The organism is Acinetobacter sp. CAU_H_29a_1 (genome assembly GCF_058599505.1).
This window is the reverse complement of the sequence record NZ_CM178655.1, coordinates 1,389,605-1,405,252: the sequence shown is the minus strand read 5'-3', so window position 1 is coordinate 1,405,252 and position 15,648 is coordinate 1,389,605. Positions and strand designations below refer to the sequence as shown.

The window sequence follows — 15,648 nt, the reverse complement described above, 5'->3', positions numbered from 1 at the left end:
AAGGCAGAGATGAGAAAAAATACTCATATTTTTGACAACACCTCTCATCCCCCCTCCTTAAAGGAGAGGGACCTCTTTACAATTTATTCAACTGATTTAAAAATGATGATGTTTTAAATAGTTGCAGCCAATTCAGCACCTTGACGAATTGCACGCTTTGCATCCAACTCACCCGCTTCTTTTGCACCACCAATTAAATGCACATTCTTACCATCTGCTTTTAACTGATCATACATGGCTGTGTAAGATTCTTGGCCTGCGCAAATAATCACATTATCCACTTCTAACACTATTGGCTGATCATTGACGGTAATGTGTAGTCCTTGATCATCAATTTTGTCGTAGCTTGCGCCTGCAATCATTTTTACATCGCGATGTTTTAACCCTGTGCGGTGAATCCAACCCGTGGTTTTACCTAAGCTTGCACCGACTGCCTTCGCTTTACGCTGTAGAAGGTAAATTTCACGATCTGACTGCTCCAAGACTGGCTGTTTTAAGCCACCGACATGTGCATAGCTGGTATCAATTCCCCACTCATCATAGAATTTTTGTGGGTTTAAACTACCGCTTTCACCTTCATGGCTTAAGTATTCTGCTGTATCGAAACCAATACCACCCGCACCAATAATCGCGACTTTTTTACCGACAGGCTTACGCTCACGTAGAACTTCGATATAGCTCAACACTTTCGGGTGATCAATCCCGTCTATAGTCAACTCACGTGGAGTCACACCCGTTGCAACCACAATATCATCAAACTCAGACTGGCTTAATTCTTCATAGCTTGCAGTATGGTTCAGCACCAATTTAATATTCGGTTGTAATTCAATTTTACGTTTGAAATAACGCAGTGTTTCGTAAAACTCTTCTTTACCGGGAATAGTCTTCGCAATATTAAACTGACCACCAATTTGATTTGCTGTATCAAAAACAGTCACCTGATGTCCACGGTCAGCGGCATAAGTCGCAAAACTCAAACCTGCAGGCCCAGCACCAATCACCGCAATATTTTTCTTTTCTGCACTTTCTTTAAAAATCAGTTCAGTTTCATAGCATGCACGCGGGTTGACTAAACATGTTGCAATTTTCATCGAAAAAATATGATCTAAACATGCTTGGTTACAGCCGATACAGGTATTGATTTCATCACTACGACCCTGCTCTGCTTTGAGTACAAACTCAGCATCTGCAAGCATTGGTCGTGCCATCGACACCATATCCGCATCACCCTGAGCCAAAACATGTTCAGCCATTTCAGGGGTATTAATACGGTTAGACGTCACCAAAGGAATTTGAACCGAACCTTTTAGCTTCTTGGTCACCCATGTAAATGCCGCACGTGGCACTTTGGTTGCAATCGTTGGAATACGTGCTTCATGCCAACCAATACCTGTATTGATAATGGTTGCACCCGCCTTTTCAATTTCTTTGGCAAGCTGAATCACTTCTTCTAAAGTCGAACCACCTTCAACCAAATCCAACATTGAAAGACGATAAATAATAATAAAGTTTTCACCCACTTCTGCACGAGTGCGTTTTACGATTTCAATCGGGAAACGAATACGATTTTCATAGCTTCCACCCCATTCATCATCACGATGGTTGGTACGTGCCGCAATGAATTCATTGATTAAGTAGCCTTCTGAACCCATGATTTCAACGCCATCATAGCCAGCAACTTGTGACAATTTTGCACAATTGGCAAAGTCCGCAATAGTCTGATTTACTTCAGCAGAAGTAAGAGCATGGGGTTTTACAGGGTTAATCGGTGCTTGAATTGCAGAAGGTGCAACGTTTTCAGCCTGATAAGAATAACGACCAGTATGTAAAATCTGTAATGCAATTTTACCACCCGCATCATGTACGGCTTGTGTGATGACTTTATGCTTTTCCGCTTCTTCTAAAGTATCTAACTTAGAACCACCGTGAAAAGTCACACCATGATCATTCGGTGAAATACCACCTGTTACGATTAGCCCTACACCGCCAGCGGCACGCTCTGCATAAAATGCCGCCATGCGATCATAACCACCTTCAACTTCTTCAAGTCCAACGTGCATAGATCCCATTAATACGCGGTTTTTTAATGTGGTAAAGCCTAAATCTAAAGGCGCAAGTAAATGCGGATAATTAGACATGTGTACTCCTTGGCGTGCTTTCGCTGGCTGGTATTTTAAATACAAGGTTAGATCAAATTATTTAATGCAACAAGTTGCATAATGTTTATCTTTATAATCGAGATTTGTTTTTTATGCAACATGTTGCATAATGACTCTACGTCCATTTTATTTGCGAAATATTACCGAAATGTCATTAGCTCATGTTTTATTGACCAGTTTGATTGAAAAACCAAGCACAGGTATTGAGTTAGCGCGTCGTTTTGACCGTTCAATGGGCTTCTTTTGGAATGCAACACATCAACAAATATATAGAGAACTCAGCGCGATGCAGAGCAAAGGCTGGATTTCAACGATAGAAGATGATGGTGCAACCTCGCGTAAAAAAACCTATCAAGCAGAACAGCTCGGACGTACAGAACTTGCCGACTGGCTTGTAAAACAAAGCCCACCTGCCCAGCTCCGTGAAGAACTGATGGTGAGACTGCGTGTTGAAGCTCAGCTTGGCGGCAACACGGTTTTGCCTGAACTTGAACGACATCTCATCTTACACAAAGAAAAACTACAAATTTACCAAAGCATTTTTGCCAAAGATTTTGGCCATGCTGAAGAAAATGATCGTACCTTATATATTCATAGAATGATTTTACAACTTGGAATTAACTTAGAATGTGGTTGGATTGAGTGGCTAGAGACCATGATTCCAGCACTTAAAAACTTCGAAAAATAAAAAACCACGCAAAGGATTGACCATGCCACATTACCTGATGCCAGATGGCGAAAAACTCTATGTTCGAGAATTTGGACAAGGCACACCTGTACTGGTTTTATCTGGCTTAGGGATGCAAAGTTGGCAATGGCTGCCTTTTTTATATCAACACCGTAAAAAGTACCGCTTTTACATTCCTGACTGGCGGGGTTTTGGTGGTTCAGCACAGTGCAAAATTCCCACACTGGATGCAATTTCCAGCCACTGGCAAGATTTAAACTGCTTTCTAAATCAATATGCTGATACAGCATTCCATGTGATTGCCTACTCTATGGGCGCCACGACAGCCATGCATGGTATGCAATATGGTCGCTTTCAAGACCATATCAGTAGCTATTTACACATTGACCAAACTCCCAAGATTAGCGTAGATACAGACTGGCCACATGGTTTATTTGCTGAAAAGCATGCTGACTTCAAAGCCATCCTACAAAACATTGCAGACCTATTGGCTCAAAATGCGCAGTATCGTTTGGTTTCAGACTTAACAGCACCCATACGCACCGAACTGGTTAATCAATGGTTGGCTTTTATTCAACTACAAGCCACACCATCTCGAACGGCGGCTTTATTTCAAAAAGCATTTCAACAGCCCCACTTACAAAAATTCATGCTCCCGATCCAGCGTTTAGACTATATGGCTTGGTACATTCAAAATTATCTTGACCATCAAGAAGACTATCGCGGTGCGCTCCGCCAGATTGACCGACCAGCTACATTTTTTATTGGTGAAGAATCAAAGCTTTATGCCGCTCAAGGACAAAAGCTGATTGCCTCAAGCGTACCGCATGCAAAAACAGTGGTCTTTAAAAAATCCGGGCATACGCCTTTATTGAGTGAACCACTCAAATTCTCTCTAGAAATTACACGTTTCCTCAATGCTACGGATGTTTGAATGTGTGTCGTTGTATCAGCCAAATGATGAATATTTTTATAATAGCTGAAGATAAATACAATTCATCATTCCATTGTAATGACAAAAAATCAGATCAACCCGATAAAACATCAATGCTTAGGAATTAAAAAAGGCATCTCTAAGAGATGCCTTTTTCTTATGCTGCATAGGTCTGCTTGAGATAAGCAACAATATCTGCCGACTCAAACAAAGCTGTTTCAGTGTTCGGATGAACCAAATATGGCACTTGAATATCACGCCCCATCACCTGCATGACTTGCTCACGCTTTCCACCTGCCAAAGGTACATATTTGCCCGGCTTTAAACGCAGTACTGCTGGGCCTTGATCTTGCCAACGTTCTTTAGGCACATTATGAAACTTAAAAGGGAGCTCCAACTCGGTCAGCAAACCACGGACAATCCGAGTATAAGGGCTGGCTTCAAATCCCCAAAGTTGTAACAGCTGTTCTGGCGCTACGCGATCTTTAATACTCTTATTGACCCACACTCCACTCGCACCATTTACCAATGTCCCGACATAAGCAACATAAGGTGTTTTGGGATAATGTGCATACTTTTTCGGTGTTCTACCACTGCGACCATATTGTTCAAACAAGTAGTGAATAATATCTTCAGACTCGTATAGCTTAGTGTCTGTATTTTCATCGAGTAAAAAAGGAAATTGGGTTTTCCCACCCAACTGTTTCACCAAAGGGCGATATTTAGTTCCACCCTTAGGACATGGATACACTTCATAATCTAAGTTCAACAAAGTCAGTACTTCACGCACACGACGACAATATGGCGAGCCTTCAAACTCATAGAGCTTTAAAGGTTGCTCAGGTTGTTTAGGATGCGGCGTTCCTGTTACACCACGTCCACCTTGCGCAAGCCCCGAAAAAAGAGCCTGAATCACTTTAATTTGATGCTTCACCATATTACACGTCCATATCTTTTGTTGATCTTGTTATGAGTCTGGTTGGTACTTATTCATCGACCAGTTTTTCTTTTGCAATGACAATGCCGTTATTATCCGCATAGAGATAATGACCTGATTGAATGGTGACACCACCAAAATGCAGGCTGATATCAACTTCTCCTACACCTTTACGATTACTTTTTTGTGGAATAGCAGCTAAAGCATGCACCCCTAAATCCAGTTCAGCAATGGCATCTACATCACGGACACAGCCATAAATCACCACACCATTCCAGTGATTTTTGACTGCTGACTCTGCAATTAAGTCCCCCATCAAGGCACAGCGCATCGAAGCGCCACCATCCACAACCAATACTTTACCCGTACCATCTGTTGCTAACAGCTCTTTCACCCGAGAGTTATCTTCAAAGCATTTAACCGTAACCACCTCACCACCAAAGGTTTTACGTGCACCATAGCTCCTAAAGAACTTACCATCCATCGATGGGCTGACCACTTGTAAATCAAGTTCAGGATGATCATCCAATAAATCGCATGTCACAAATGCTGTCGTCACCACACTTCCCCTCATTTTGTCTTTTGTATGCGTAAATTATCATATATTTCAAATTTCTCGGTCTGCGTTTGGGCAGCCTCGACCATAGTATGAGCCACTTGTTCTGCTGTCACTGGCTTATATTTAAAATGCTTTGGTATAAAATGCGATAGTTTGGTATAAGCCTTTTGGAATATATCTTCCAACATGCGACCTTCATTACGCTGTCCGATCAGTAAGGATGGCTGCAAAATACTGACCTTATATAAATCGAGTCCTCGAATAGTCTCTTCAAGCTCACCTTTGACGCGATTATAGAAAATTTTTGAATTGGCTTGCGCACCCAAGGCACTGATCAACACATAATGCGTTTTGGTCAAAACAAACAACTCAGCAAAATGTGCATTCACCACATAGTCGATGGCATAAAACTGCTCTTTTGAGCCAGCTTTCTTTAAAGTCGTCCCCAAACAACTAAAAGCATGACTGTAGCCATGAACATCTTCATGGTTAAGTAATAAAAAATCATCCAGCTCCAGTTGCTGAACTTTGTCATAGTGATCGAGCTGCACATTATGCTTTCTGACCACAGCCAGTATTTTGCTACAACTTGGCAGTTGTTGTAATTGTTGAATCAGGTTTAAGCCCACCAAACCCGTTGCTCCAATCACAATCGCTTGTTCTATATTTTGTGTCATTTTTATACAAACTCCCATGCAGATGGCTAATCTTACCTTTTCTTTAGAATTTTTATGTATCTTAAATATAGTCAAAGCATGTCAAGACTTGACTTCACTGCGTATATTAATCAAAATATGCCACTTGTTTACGGGCTGGTGATTGTTCTTCTGATGTGGTTTTCAGTTTGAATTTCAGCCCGCCCAGACCAATCTATTTCAAGGAGTGCACGAGTGGCAAACTCTGCTCAAGCTAAAAAACGTGCTCGTCAAAACGTTAAAGCACGCAAACACAACGCAAGCTTACGTTCTATGGTTCGTACTTACATCAAACGTACAGTAGCTGCTATCGCTGCTGGTGATTATGCAGTTGCTTCTGAAGCATACAAAACTGCTGTACCAGTAATCGACCGTATGGCTGATAAAGGCATCATCCATAAGAACAAAGCTGCTCGTCATAAGAGCCGTTTAAATGCACAAGTTAAAGCTTTAGCTAACTAATTTATGCATTAAAAAAAGCCCTTTTTAAAGGGCTTTTTTTGTATCTATTTTTTGAATTTTCACACTACGCACACCCTTTTCAGTACATCTATACTTAACAATACGGTTTAAAACCCAAATAAAATTTAGCAAGCGCTCTCTAGCACCCATAAGAACATCTACTTACAAAAAAAGCCCCCTTTAGGGCAATGCTGTTCACTTAAGAGGAGCAGCATTTCGATCTACTGGATAACGGGTTTTTGACATCTTAACCGTTCGGGGTGTTGTTGCCCTCGAACGCCTTTCCAGAAACAGGCTACCTATCCCTGATCTCAGCTCCGATAGCCGCCTGCCAGTTCTTGATAATGGGTTGGCATTCGCCATCACGATCAGCTGAACGGCTATGTACTGGCATACAGGCTTGAAACGGATATCCGAAGGTGAACGCCCAAAGGCTACCGCTGCAAATGCCGCTTCTCGCCGGATAATATTGTAGGTCAGCAATAGACCCCACAGCTCTTGATAAACCAGCTCTACTGTCTTGCTGCGAAGCGTGATGGCATTATGCTGCATCGAGCTTTTGATATCCCGAAAACCTAATTCGATTTCCCAGCGTTCTTGATAGAGTCTAGCGATATCCTTTGCAGGATACTGATCGGCCGGCAGCGAGGTCAGAACCGTCTTTATTCGTCCCTTATCCACAGCATAACTGACTTGCCTGACTTCCCAGTATTCGGGGAGCATCGGGTTGTTCTTTCTTGCTTGGGGTGATACTTTCATCCGTACCCGCACGTCATCTTCTGCATACGTCTCGATCACCTCACTTTTCAGATTTTTGCGTTCCGGAATCAACCAGTGACGACCTTGACCCTGCATCGAGAGTGAAAGCAATAAGTCCGCACTCCAAAAACCCTTGTCAAACAAGGTGATCGAATGATCGGGAATCTGGCTGAGAAACTTCGACGCCAGAGGAATCTCCCCCCGGCGATAGGGACTGATCTGCGCATCGACTAATATATGCGAGCGCACATTCATCAGTGCGACGAGCCGTAGCATCGGAAATGGCGTCTGGCGCTGCGTGGAAGTATTCCCTGAGCCAAAATGCTCACGAAGATCATTTGTATCTTGGGTTCGCAAGAGTGCACCGTCGACAGCAAAGACCTGAAGCCCCTGCCATTGATCATCTGGGTAACGCTCATGTCCCCAGTGCTGACCTGTCTGGCGAAACAGCCACTCCACAGGATCTGCACCCAAACGCTTACGTGCTTCAGTTACCCCGCTGCGTGCCAACAGGTCAAGAGAGGCCAGTCCTTGAGCGCAAATATTTAGTCTTCTTGCCACTTCATGGACAGGCTCATCACGAAAAATCGCCATTCCGAGAACCAGCCAAAGAACCTGATCTGCGGGCAAGCGTCGCCTGCGGATAGTAGCCGAACTGCTCAATTTAAGTGCAGATTCAACCCACTCAATGGGGATATTATGAGTAAATGTATTCAGATCCGAGAAGTTAAACAGACTGTTGAGGTCGAGAAGATCCTGCTGAAACACCATAAAAAATCCAATGCCAAACCCGACATCGGATTCTCTAACAAACTCCGCCACGCTTCAATTGCTTAAGTGAACAGCATTGCCCCTTTAGGGAGCTCTTTTCATTTTATGTTGAATCATTTGCCAGATGAGCAGTGGTTTAATTCAAAGATTGAGCTTTCAAGTTTTTCACTAAAATACCCATGTTTTTTGAGGTTGCCCCAGCCAAAATCAAGCTTGTATTTTGATTCAGCATTGTCCATCTTTGATTGTTATTTCCAGAGCAACCATATCGAATTGCAATCTGACGGTTATTTACCAAACTACCCGAGTTTAAGTCTAAGCACTGTCCTGATTGTTTAATGGCAGACGCCGTCGCATCCATTGACCACACTTGTGCTGCATTATTCGCCACACAGTCAGTCAAGGTGACTTTAGCACTTCCTCCATTACCCGTTAAACATTGTCCCATAGCCGCTTTGCTATGGATACGTCCTAAACTGTCATAAACCCACTGCTCAGTATCATCAGCAGTACAAGCCGACGGACCACTAATGTAAACATCCATTTTTTTGTTCGCAGTTAACTCCGTTTTTAAACAGTTTTTGTTGTTTTTCAACAAAGTACTTTGTGCAAGTGGATCATCTTGTTGTAAACCTAGCTGTTTGATAAAAGCATTGAGTGCATCAATCGCAGCAGGTACATCTTTGGCTAAATCATCATAATAAACATTTACCCAGCGATTTAAACGCATCCACCTAGTTTCTTGCTCTTCATAACGCTCAAGTACCTGCTGTGCAGCCAAACTCATCTCATTTTTATATGACTTATAAGCCTGATAAAGCATTAAACCGTTTGGTGACAAAACAATAATATTGTTCGCCGCTTGATTCAGTAGCTCTTGCTCAAGTAGAGGCAACTCCACATCGCGTAAGGCTTTATAACCCTGTGCTTTCCCAATCTTAACTGCAGGCGTAATAGCCATAGCATATTGGGGAATCACTGTAGTCGATAATAATTTGGCAGCAGCATTGACCTGCTTACAATATAAATCAACTTTCTGAGGATGATCTGCAAGCGCTAAATTGACATGCAATTTATTGGCATTACTACCTAATCGTGTCGGAGCCAGTGCAATATTGGTCACTGTATTTGGATACTGTACATTCAACCAACATGCATCCTGATTTAACGCCGTATTTGCAGCGGGTAAATCATAGACATTGCCCCAATTTGAACGTGCCGCAGGATAGAGTAGCCCAACCTTTGCAACAGGGTCATAGCCACCCAAAATAGTCACTACAGGCTCACCAAAGACACGTGGGCGTAAATAGTTTTGCTTTGGTTGATACCAAACAGGTGCAGCAGAATCTGGCATAGTAGGTTGAGCCACTTCCATCTGCCGTGTGACTTCATTCCATTTTTTATAACCCGTCGGTGAAGTCTTGTCCCACACATAACGGTTAAAGTGCGGTTGAATTTTTAAATAAGTGCTATAGCCCGTATAGTGGGTATAACGTGAAACTGAGCTTGATGCATAACCGCCAGACATTGCATCTCGGCTATGTGGATATAAAGCTAAGAAATTTGCAATTCCTGTAGAAGTAGCCCATAAATCCTTATTATTCCAAATCAAATTACCCCGCATCATATTGCGATAGGGAATGTAACCCCAACCACTATCCGCATGATGAGAGGTCCAGAAATCATTACCCTTCTCCTGCCCAGGATAATGCCCCAATCCATAGTGGTGTCCAATTTCATGACTAAATTCATTCCCAACCGAATCATACAACGTTAGCATGCCGTTACCACCACTTAAGCCATGATTACTTTCTCCATTGGCATATTTTCCACGGCTATGGTGTGCAACTACGGTTTGGGTTAATTGTGGTTGATCTTGATTTACCATCGAAGCACTGGTAATTCCCCAGTTTGCTAGATTAATGCCTACACTAAATGTCGACTTCCCCACGTTTTCACGCATGTCACCCTCATAAACCCCGCCTTGGCTGGCACTTGCCGTATCGTAAATCGTCCCGTCGGCAATCATGACGCGATCTAACTGAATATCATCATATTTTGCAACGGTCATTTCAGCAGCTGGAATCGTTTGAAAGTAATCTGAACCTGCCCGAACAGGATCATTCAGCATATAGTGACCATTGGAAACAGGAGGAGCCGTTAACATACCGATACGAATATTGTTTAAGACCAACTCTCCCGGAGAGGCAAAATCAATTTTGTCTTCCGCAATTTGCCCCTGACGTCCAAGAGAATCTTTGATCTGAATACGCAAACCTGGACGTATTTCATCCAATTGAGTCGAGCACTCCACGCGCGCTTACTATATTGCACACGCGGACGGTCATCAGTATTAGTTTGATCAGACTGAGGAATGTGTGTTGGATCAGCCAATTCAATAGTTCTTAACCATTGGTTATTCATATAGATGTCTGCACTCAGCATCTCGATTGTTCCCATTGCTTGACTGGGTGTAACCAATAACAATGCCTCTTTTTCCATCGTTAAATGTGGCATTTTTTTACTTTCATTACCATTTGGATCAACCACATGACTCTGACCAAATTGCAACATCGCCTCAAAGCTACCAATTAAATCATTTCGTATCACACGTGTTTTTGAGTTTGCATCGTAGTCAAAATACCCCAATGTGCTTTCAATAACTTCAGGTGCAGCTTCTGCCGAATCGCCATCCCCACCACCACATGCAGCAAGCATCAGCGTTACAACACAAAGACTTAGCTTGCAATACAAGAACTCATTCACACTTTTCACATCTCCCCCCAAAAAAGTCAAAAATAAAATTAAAAATCATTAATAATTTATATAAATCAAAAACTTAATTATTTAACACTATTTTCTATTGATATTCAATTTACATAATTTGTCACTTCAGAACATATTTTTTATAAACATTAAAACTAAAGTCCGAAAAGTAAAAGTTCTGTGACAGGGCTTGAATTTATGAAAAATAATGATGAGTTATACATTTGAATTTGCACCAATATAGTGCCAATATTTGTCAGTCAATTTTTTAAAAAAAAGAGATTTCAATTAATTTTCTTTGTAAGCACGTAGCTTATTTTAATTTTTAGATCCAAAATGATTAAAATCCCATAAATTAATTATGGTATTCTGTTTTCTTATAATGAAACCACATAGAATGTTCTACTGGGGAATAGCATGATTAATAAATTTCTTCCAACACTTGAAAAATTTCAACCGACAGAACAACAATATATTGAGTATTTTCATACCAAAGGTGAAAAAGACATACTCGCCAAAGTCATCTCAAATATGCGGGGAACCGCAGAAATTCAGGCTTCTCAGGGCGTTGATGCATGGTTAGGCTATGGCGTTTACTTGCCTGCAATTGAACGTATTTTTGCACTGCACCAAGGGGAAACGGAAGCTGAGTTTTATGACCGTACTCAATATCCAGCCGATGTTGTCAATGCTTATACCCTTTCGAATCATGAGATTGCCACGCTCATTGCTGCAGATAAATACAATCGCATTCATCAGCACAGCGTAGCGGTGAATACCTCATTATGGCCTTTAAATGATGAAGGCCTGAGTATCGACTTGCTCGATTTTCCCAATCGACTCAAAGCCAAAATTTAAACTTATGCGATATAGCATTTAGGGTCTGTTGACATTTACTGTTCATAATTAACCCTATAAAGGTAGCCATAAAAATATACAGGCTAAAGCAACAGAACTTTGATAATTTCTTTTGAGCTTGTCATATCGAGTAGCTATTCCTCTAAATTGCTTTAATCTACAAAACATATTTTCAACTAAATGCCTGATTTTATATAAATACCAGTCCATATGGTCATTGTTCGATTGGCTATTTGTTTTCTTTGGTATATTCGCTTTAGTCCCTGTTTTCCTGATCTGTTCACGCAGTGGTTCTGAATCATAGCCTTTATCTGCACATACCACTTTTGTCTCTTTTAAATCTAATGTTGATATTAAATCAGGTGCAACTTTAACATCATGTGTGGTTCCATCGGTAATCATGAAATCAATAGGATTGCCATGTGCATCAACAATCAAATGTATTTTTGAGGAGTTTCCTCCTACACTTTTAGAAATAGATTGATTCGCTATGCCGGCAGAATGTTGATGAGCACGTACATGAGAGCCATCAATAAAAATCCACTCCATATCGGGGCATGAGGCTAATAATTTGAATAATCTAAGTAACTTACCGCTGCTTGACCAACGATTAAAACGTTTGAAAATAGAGTTTGAATGACCAAAACAACAAGGAATATCTCGCCACGGACAGCCTGTTCTAATTCTATAGAGAATAGCTTCAATAAAATTGCGTAAATTTGAGTTGTGGTGAATGGATAAATTACGCAGAATAACTTTCAACTTTTGCCAGTGTTGATCTGTCAGCATGGTACGAGGCATAGCGAATAGTAAAATTGGGTTTGGCGATTTGATTTTACTACTTCGCTATTTTTTTAAGCTAAAAGTGTCAACACACCCTAATAAGGTTGACGAATGATCGATCTATAAATCTCGTATATTCTTTTTCTCGTTCAAACGAACGCCTAAATGAATGAACGAGATTTATAGCTGATTTTTTATTAATAAAAAAAGCACTTACAGATTTTGAAATTCATGAATATTCAGTTCATTCATTTCCCCACGCCAAATCCATTTCAATTTTGATTCCAAAAACACATCTCCCTCAAACCATACGAAAAGACCTTCCATCATTTTCGGCCAGTCTTCTTTGGTCACAATCGTGCGCCCTGAAATAACCGCCAAAATCGCGGCTAAAATCGTGTCATGACTGACCGCAAGGCTCAAACCATAAGGATTGTTCGGATGCGTGTTATATATGAGCTCCAATACATCTACGACACCGTGAATTGGATGCTTCATACCGGGTAAAGCATTATTAACAAAGCTATTAATAAATCCTAGAGCGCCTTGGCGCTGAAAATAAGGCCCAGCTTGCTTAATATCCAAAACAAAACTGCCTGGCTCAACCAGTAAACCTTGTTCGATAATTTCAATATGGTGGGTATTCGGCTCAAGGGTTTGTCCATCTGCCCCTTGAATCATTAATGCAGCGGTATCAATACAACGTTGAATTGGGCTAGAAATACAGTGTTGTATCACTCGATCCGTATTATCGATCAGATAAGAACCCCACGCCTCCGCCAAATCACGCCCTTGATGCGTCAACTGTAAATCATAGCCTGCAAGCCCCTGACCCGTAACAACTTCACGAATGGAATGACGTGTAAACAACGTCACTGGCGTTTTTGCATCTGGCAATAAATCGATTGCCTTCAACATACTAGGCGGGAGTAACTCTAAGGCCATAATCACTAGCAACTCAATAATTCAAAAAACACTATAGCACGCTCAGTTTTTAGCTCAAGCCGACGAAGGCATTAGTTCAAGTGCTTGTAATGCCAGTTTTTTCATATCGTTATTTCGATATGCAATAAAACCGCCATTCAGTAAACTCAATCTTTGATTATATACAAATGGTCGTCCCTGAAAATCAACCAAACCACCACCTATCCGCTCCAATAAACACTGTCCAGCACTGGTATCCCACTCACTCGTTGGGTGAAAGCGCGGGTAAATATCGACTCGGTCTTCCAACACCATGCAGAACTTATATGCACTCCCTGCACGATACTCTTGAATAGGCGTAAGTTTTTCCAACTGCTCTAAATACACTTGATACTGCGGTTTGCTCTGACTACTTTGGCTTAAGCCGACTTGAACAGCACTGTAGTTTTCAACTGGAACATATACAGACCATACGTCTTTTTCAATATTGTATTTTAAAGGCTGACCTTGTAGTGGACAGAAGTAAATTTGCTGTTCACAAGGAATAGCCAGCACAGCAAAAATTGTATACGCACCCTCAATAAGACTGAGATTAATGGTGAATTCAGGACGTTGATGCAAAAATTCTTTGGTACCATCTAAAGGATCAAGCATCCAAAAAGACTGCCACTGCTGTCTATGCGCATGCTGCCCTTCTTCAGAAAGAACTGGCAAATGAGGAAAGGTGCTGTTTAAAGTATCGGTAATAAATTGATTGACACGATAGTCTGCTTGCGTGACGGGTGAATGATCGGATTTTCGCTCAACTGTAAAATCACCACCTGCAACATAAGTTTGATACTCCTCTCGCAAAATCTCACATGCCTGAGTCACAATCGGTACAAGTTGCAATATCAGTGCATCTTGAGGTGCAGTTGTGGGCTTAAACATGAGATCGCCTTTTATTCATCAAGTTATAGATAGAGAAATTCATCTGTGAAATAGCAGCATGCTGATCGCTTCATATTCAACGTTATACTGTCACCTTAGAGTGAGCGCACACGAATACTTTTCAAAACACTGCCTTAAAAACATTATACGCCTAAGACACTCAGGAAATATCACTCAATTCCAATTCTTCTTTTGACTTTGGGTTGAGTAGTCCAATCAACCTGACTTTACCTTTACCCACACCTTAAATATTGAGACCAGAGAAAGTCACAAGCTGACCGTTTCTAATTTGTGCTTACTCTTAATTTCTTTTCAACTTTATACATCCAAGTGATTACTTTAGGAAAAATCATCGCGCAAAAAAATCCCACGCATGGGAGCGTGGGATATAAAACAAGAAAAGCTACAGCGCTTTAATTTCGAGTGCAGTATAAACCTGTATTTAAAATACATCAATTAAAAAATGCGGCATTCCTCTAGTTTTTTTAAATTACGGTACACCTACTCATTTTTATCTGAACACTTCACTTCTAATTGATATTCATCCTGTGTGACTTTGATCTTAATCTTTTGATACTTTCTTTTATTCGGATCCATAGCTGAGCTAGCGACTTCATGCAAAAACTTTCGGTCATTCATAAGCTCGCTATATGCTTTATAACCAATCAAAATCTTTTCAGGCTTTTTATTTTTGGAAATTAATTCTTTTAGAATATCGTCTAGTTCATTTGCAGTAACAATTGACATATCGAAGCAACTCAAAATAAAAAAGATTATCCATGAATAATATGATCAAAAGATGTCAGAAATCATCTTTCTCACTATTTTCATTTCAATAGAAAAATAAAAGCCCGATCAGCATGAAAACAAATCGGGCTTTTTGCCTGCAATCACTCAGACCAGAAAGTTATTATAATAAAAAACCTGTTTACCTCTCTCCAAATAAACAGGCTTAACTGCACAAACATCATCTAATCATTATATTTTCATTTCTTTATGCCGCACACTCTACAGCCCAAATATTTCAAATAAATGAAACCTTAAGGCTTTTTAACACAATTCAATCCTTAATCATCATTACGTAAAAAGGTTAACTCATATTCATCATGCGTAATTTTAATCTTGGTATTGCGATAAGTCCGCTTATTTGGATCTAAAGATGAACTCATTACATTTTCTGCAAATTTTTTATTCGACATAAACTTTGCATAGAGCATATAACCAATACGGATTTTTTTAATGGCCTTTTTCTTACCTTTTGCTTCATATTTATCTAAGGTTTCATCTAAAAAATCTAAATTTAATTCACTCATGCATTCCTCTCTATTTTATTCTCATTTGCCACATCTTTTTTAACCGATTCTTGTGTAAATAACCATCAAAACCACTTTATTTTTTATTTTCATTTTTGTCAGAAAACTTA

The 15,648-nt window shown here is 40.6% G+C and carries 13 protein-coding genes and 2 pseudogenes; 4 read left to right on the top strand and 11 right to left on the bottom strand.

What is annotated here, in order from left to right; translation table 11 throughout:
- Positions 1 to 113: 113 nt before the first annotated feature.
- A complete protein-coding gene (locus tag AC4MDD_RS06945; protein WP_491882455.1) occupies positions 114 to 2,138 on the bottom strand; it encodes an oxidoreductase in 2,025 nt (674 codons plus the stop codon).
- 169 nt (positions 2,139 to 2,307) lie between these two features.
- Between AC4MDD_RS06945 and AC4MDD_RS06940 the strand changes: the two genes are divergently transcribed.
- Both AC4MDD_RS06940 and AC4MDD_RS06935 read left to right on the top strand, forming a co-directional pair.
- The gene (locus tag AC4MDD_RS06940) at positions 2,308 to 2,847 is read left to right on the top strand and encodes a PadR family transcriptional regulator (RefSeq protein ID WP_010326972.1); all 540 of its coding nucleotides are present in this window, start codon (positions 2,308 to 2,310) and stop codon (positions 2,845 to 2,847) included.
- Between the two features lie 22 nt (positions 2,848 to 2,869).
- Entirely contained in the window at positions 2,870 to 3,781 is a 912-nt protein-coding gene (locus tag AC4MDD_RS06935; protein ID WP_491882454.1) for an alpha/beta fold hydrolase, read from the top strand.
- A 157-nt stretch (positions 3,782 to 3,938) separates the two neighbouring features.
- On the opposite strand, the gene AC4MDD_RS06930 is transcribed toward AC4MDD_RS06935, so the two are convergent.
- Genes AC4MDD_RS06930 through AC4MDD_RS06920 form a run of 3 tightly spaced genes read right to left on the bottom strand, consistent with a single transcriptional unit; the run spans position 3,939 to position 5,954 of the window.
- The gene (locus AC4MDD_RS06930) at positions 3,939 to 4,718 is read right to left on the bottom strand and encodes a glutathione S-transferase N-terminal domain-containing protein (protein WP_491882453.1); all 780 of its coding nucleotides are present in this window, start codon (positions 4,716 to 4,718) and stop codon (positions 3,939 to 3,941) included.
- A 49-nt stretch (positions 4,719 to 4,767) separates the two neighbouring features.
- The gene (gene rraA / locus AC4MDD_RS06925) at positions 4,768 to 5,280 is read right to left on the bottom strand and encodes a ribonuclease E activity regulator RraA (protein ID WP_279746812.1); all 513 of its coding nucleotides are present in this window, start codon (positions 5,278 to 5,280) and stop codon (positions 4,768 to 4,770) included.
- 8 nt (positions 5,281 to 5,288) lie between these two features.
- Complete coding sequence (locus AC4MDD_RS06920; protein WP_491882452.1) at positions 5,289 to 5,954, bottom strand: Rossmann-fold NAD(P)-binding domain-containing protein; 666 nt, start codon at positions 5,952 to 5,954, stop codon at positions 5,289 to 5,291.
- Between the two features lie 213 nt (positions 5,955 to 6,167).
- Here AC4MDD_RS06920 and rpsT point away from each other — a divergent pair, with 213 nt between their 5' ends.
- Positions 6,168 to 6,434, top strand: coding sequence for a 30S ribosomal protein S20 (gene rpsT, locus AC4MDD_RS06915; RefSeq protein ID WP_004696602.1), 267 nt, complete (start codon positions 6,168 to 6,170; stop codon positions 6,432 to 6,434).
- 195 nt (positions 6,435 to 6,629) lie between these two features.
- Here the strand turns inward: rpsT and AC4MDD_RS06910 are convergent, their stop codons facing one another.
- A complete protein-coding gene (locus AC4MDD_RS06910; protein ID WP_201953753.1) occupies positions 6,630 to 7,964 on the bottom strand; it encodes an IS4 family transposase in 1,335 nt (444 codons plus the stop codon).
- A gap of 136 nt (positions 7,965 to 8,100) precedes the next feature.
- Positions 8,101 to 10,682 (bottom strand): annotated as a pseudogene (locus AC4MDD_RS06905) (M66 family metalloprotease).
- Positions 10,683 to 11,147: 465 nt separating this feature from the next.
- Between AC4MDD_RS06905 and AC4MDD_RS06900 the strand changes: the two are divergent.
- Complete coding sequence (locus tag AC4MDD_RS06900) at positions 11,148 to 11,588, top strand: hypothetical protein (protein WP_010326978.1); 441 nt, start codon at positions 11,148 to 11,150, stop codon at positions 11,586 to 11,588.
- Positions 11,589 to 11,623: 35 nt separating this feature from the next.
- Here AC4MDD_RS06900 and AC4MDD_RS06895 read toward each other — a convergent pair.
- The 5 genes and pseudogenes from AC4MDD_RS06895 to AC4MDD_RS06875 form a co-directional block, all read right to left on the bottom strand.
- Positions 11,624 to 12,389: pseudogene (locus tag AC4MDD_RS06895) on the bottom strand (IS5-like element ISAba31 family transposase).
- Positions 12,390 to 12,584: 195 nt separating this feature from the next.
- Positions 12,585 to 13,316, bottom strand: a complete 732-nt coding sequence (locus AC4MDD_RS06890) for a histidine phosphatase family protein (protein ID WP_491882601.1) — start codon at positions 13,314 to 13,316, stop codon at positions 12,585 to 12,587.
- Positions 13,317 to 13,370: 54 nt separating this feature from the next.
- On the bottom strand, positions 13,371 to 14,225 hold the full coding sequence (locus AC4MDD_RS06885; protein WP_491882451.1) for a 3'(2'),5'-bisphosphate nucleotidase CysQ family protein: 855 nt from the start codon (positions 14,223 to 14,225) through the stop codon (positions 13,371 to 13,373).
- Between the two features lie 501 nt (positions 14,226 to 14,726).
- A complete protein-coding gene (locus AC4MDD_RS06880) occupies positions 14,727 to 14,972 on the bottom strand; it encodes a hypothetical protein (protein WP_004696594.1) in 246 nt (81 codons plus the stop codon).
- A gap of 320 nt (positions 14,973 to 15,292) precedes the next feature.
- The gene (locus AC4MDD_RS06875) at positions 15,293 to 15,538 is read right to left on the bottom strand and encodes a hypothetical protein (protein ID WP_004696593.1); all 246 of its coding nucleotides are present in this window, start codon (positions 15,536 to 15,538) and stop codon (positions 15,293 to 15,295) included.
- Positions 15,539 to 15,648 lie beyond the last annotated feature (110 nt).

Bases quoted from the DNA above. Each gene is read 5' to 3' on its own strand.
- AC4MDD_RS06945 (WP_491882455.1), bottom strand. From the start codon at position 2,138: ATGTCTAATTATCCGCATTTACTTGCGCCTTTAGATTTAGGCTTTACC.
- AC4MDD_RS06940 (WP_010326972.1), top strand. From the start codon at position 2,308: ATGTCATTAGCTCATGTTTTATTGACCAGTTTGATTGAAAAACCAAGC.
- AC4MDD_RS06935 (WP_491882454.1), top strand. From the start codon at position 2,870: ATGCCACATTACCTGATGCCAGATGGCGAAAAACTCTATGTTCGAGAA.
- AC4MDD_RS06930 (WP_491882453.1), bottom strand. From the start codon at position 4,718: ATGGTGAAGCATCAAATTAAAGTGATTCAGGCTCTTTTTTCGGGGCTT.
- AC4MDD_RS06920 (WP_491882452.1), bottom strand. From the start codon at position 5,954: ATGACACAAAATATAGAACAAGCGATTGTGATTGGAGCAACGGGTTTG.
- AC4MDD_RS06910 (WP_201953753.1), bottom strand. From the start codon at position 7,964: ATGGTGTTTCAGCAGGATCTTCTCGACCTCAACAGTCTGTTTAACTTC.
- AC4MDD_RS06900 (WP_010326978.1), top strand. From the start codon at position 11,148: ATGATTAATAAATTTCTTCCAACACTTGAAAAATTTCAACCGACAGAA.
- AC4MDD_RS06890 (WP_491882601.1), bottom strand. From the start codon at position 13,316: ATGGCCTTAGAGTTACTCCCGCCTAGTATGTTGAAGGCAATCGATTTA.
- AC4MDD_RS06885 (WP_491882451.1), bottom strand. From the start codon at position 14,225: ATGTTTAAGCCCACAACTGCACCTCAAGATGCACTGATATTGCAACTT.
- AC4MDD_RS06880 (WP_004696594.1), bottom strand. From the start codon at position 14,972: ATGTCAATTGTTACTGCAAATGAACTAGACGATATTCTAAAAGAATTA.
- AC4MDD_RS06875 (WP_004696593.1), bottom strand. From the start codon at position 15,538: ATGAGTGAATTAAATTTAGATTTTTTAGATGAAACCTTAGATAAATAT.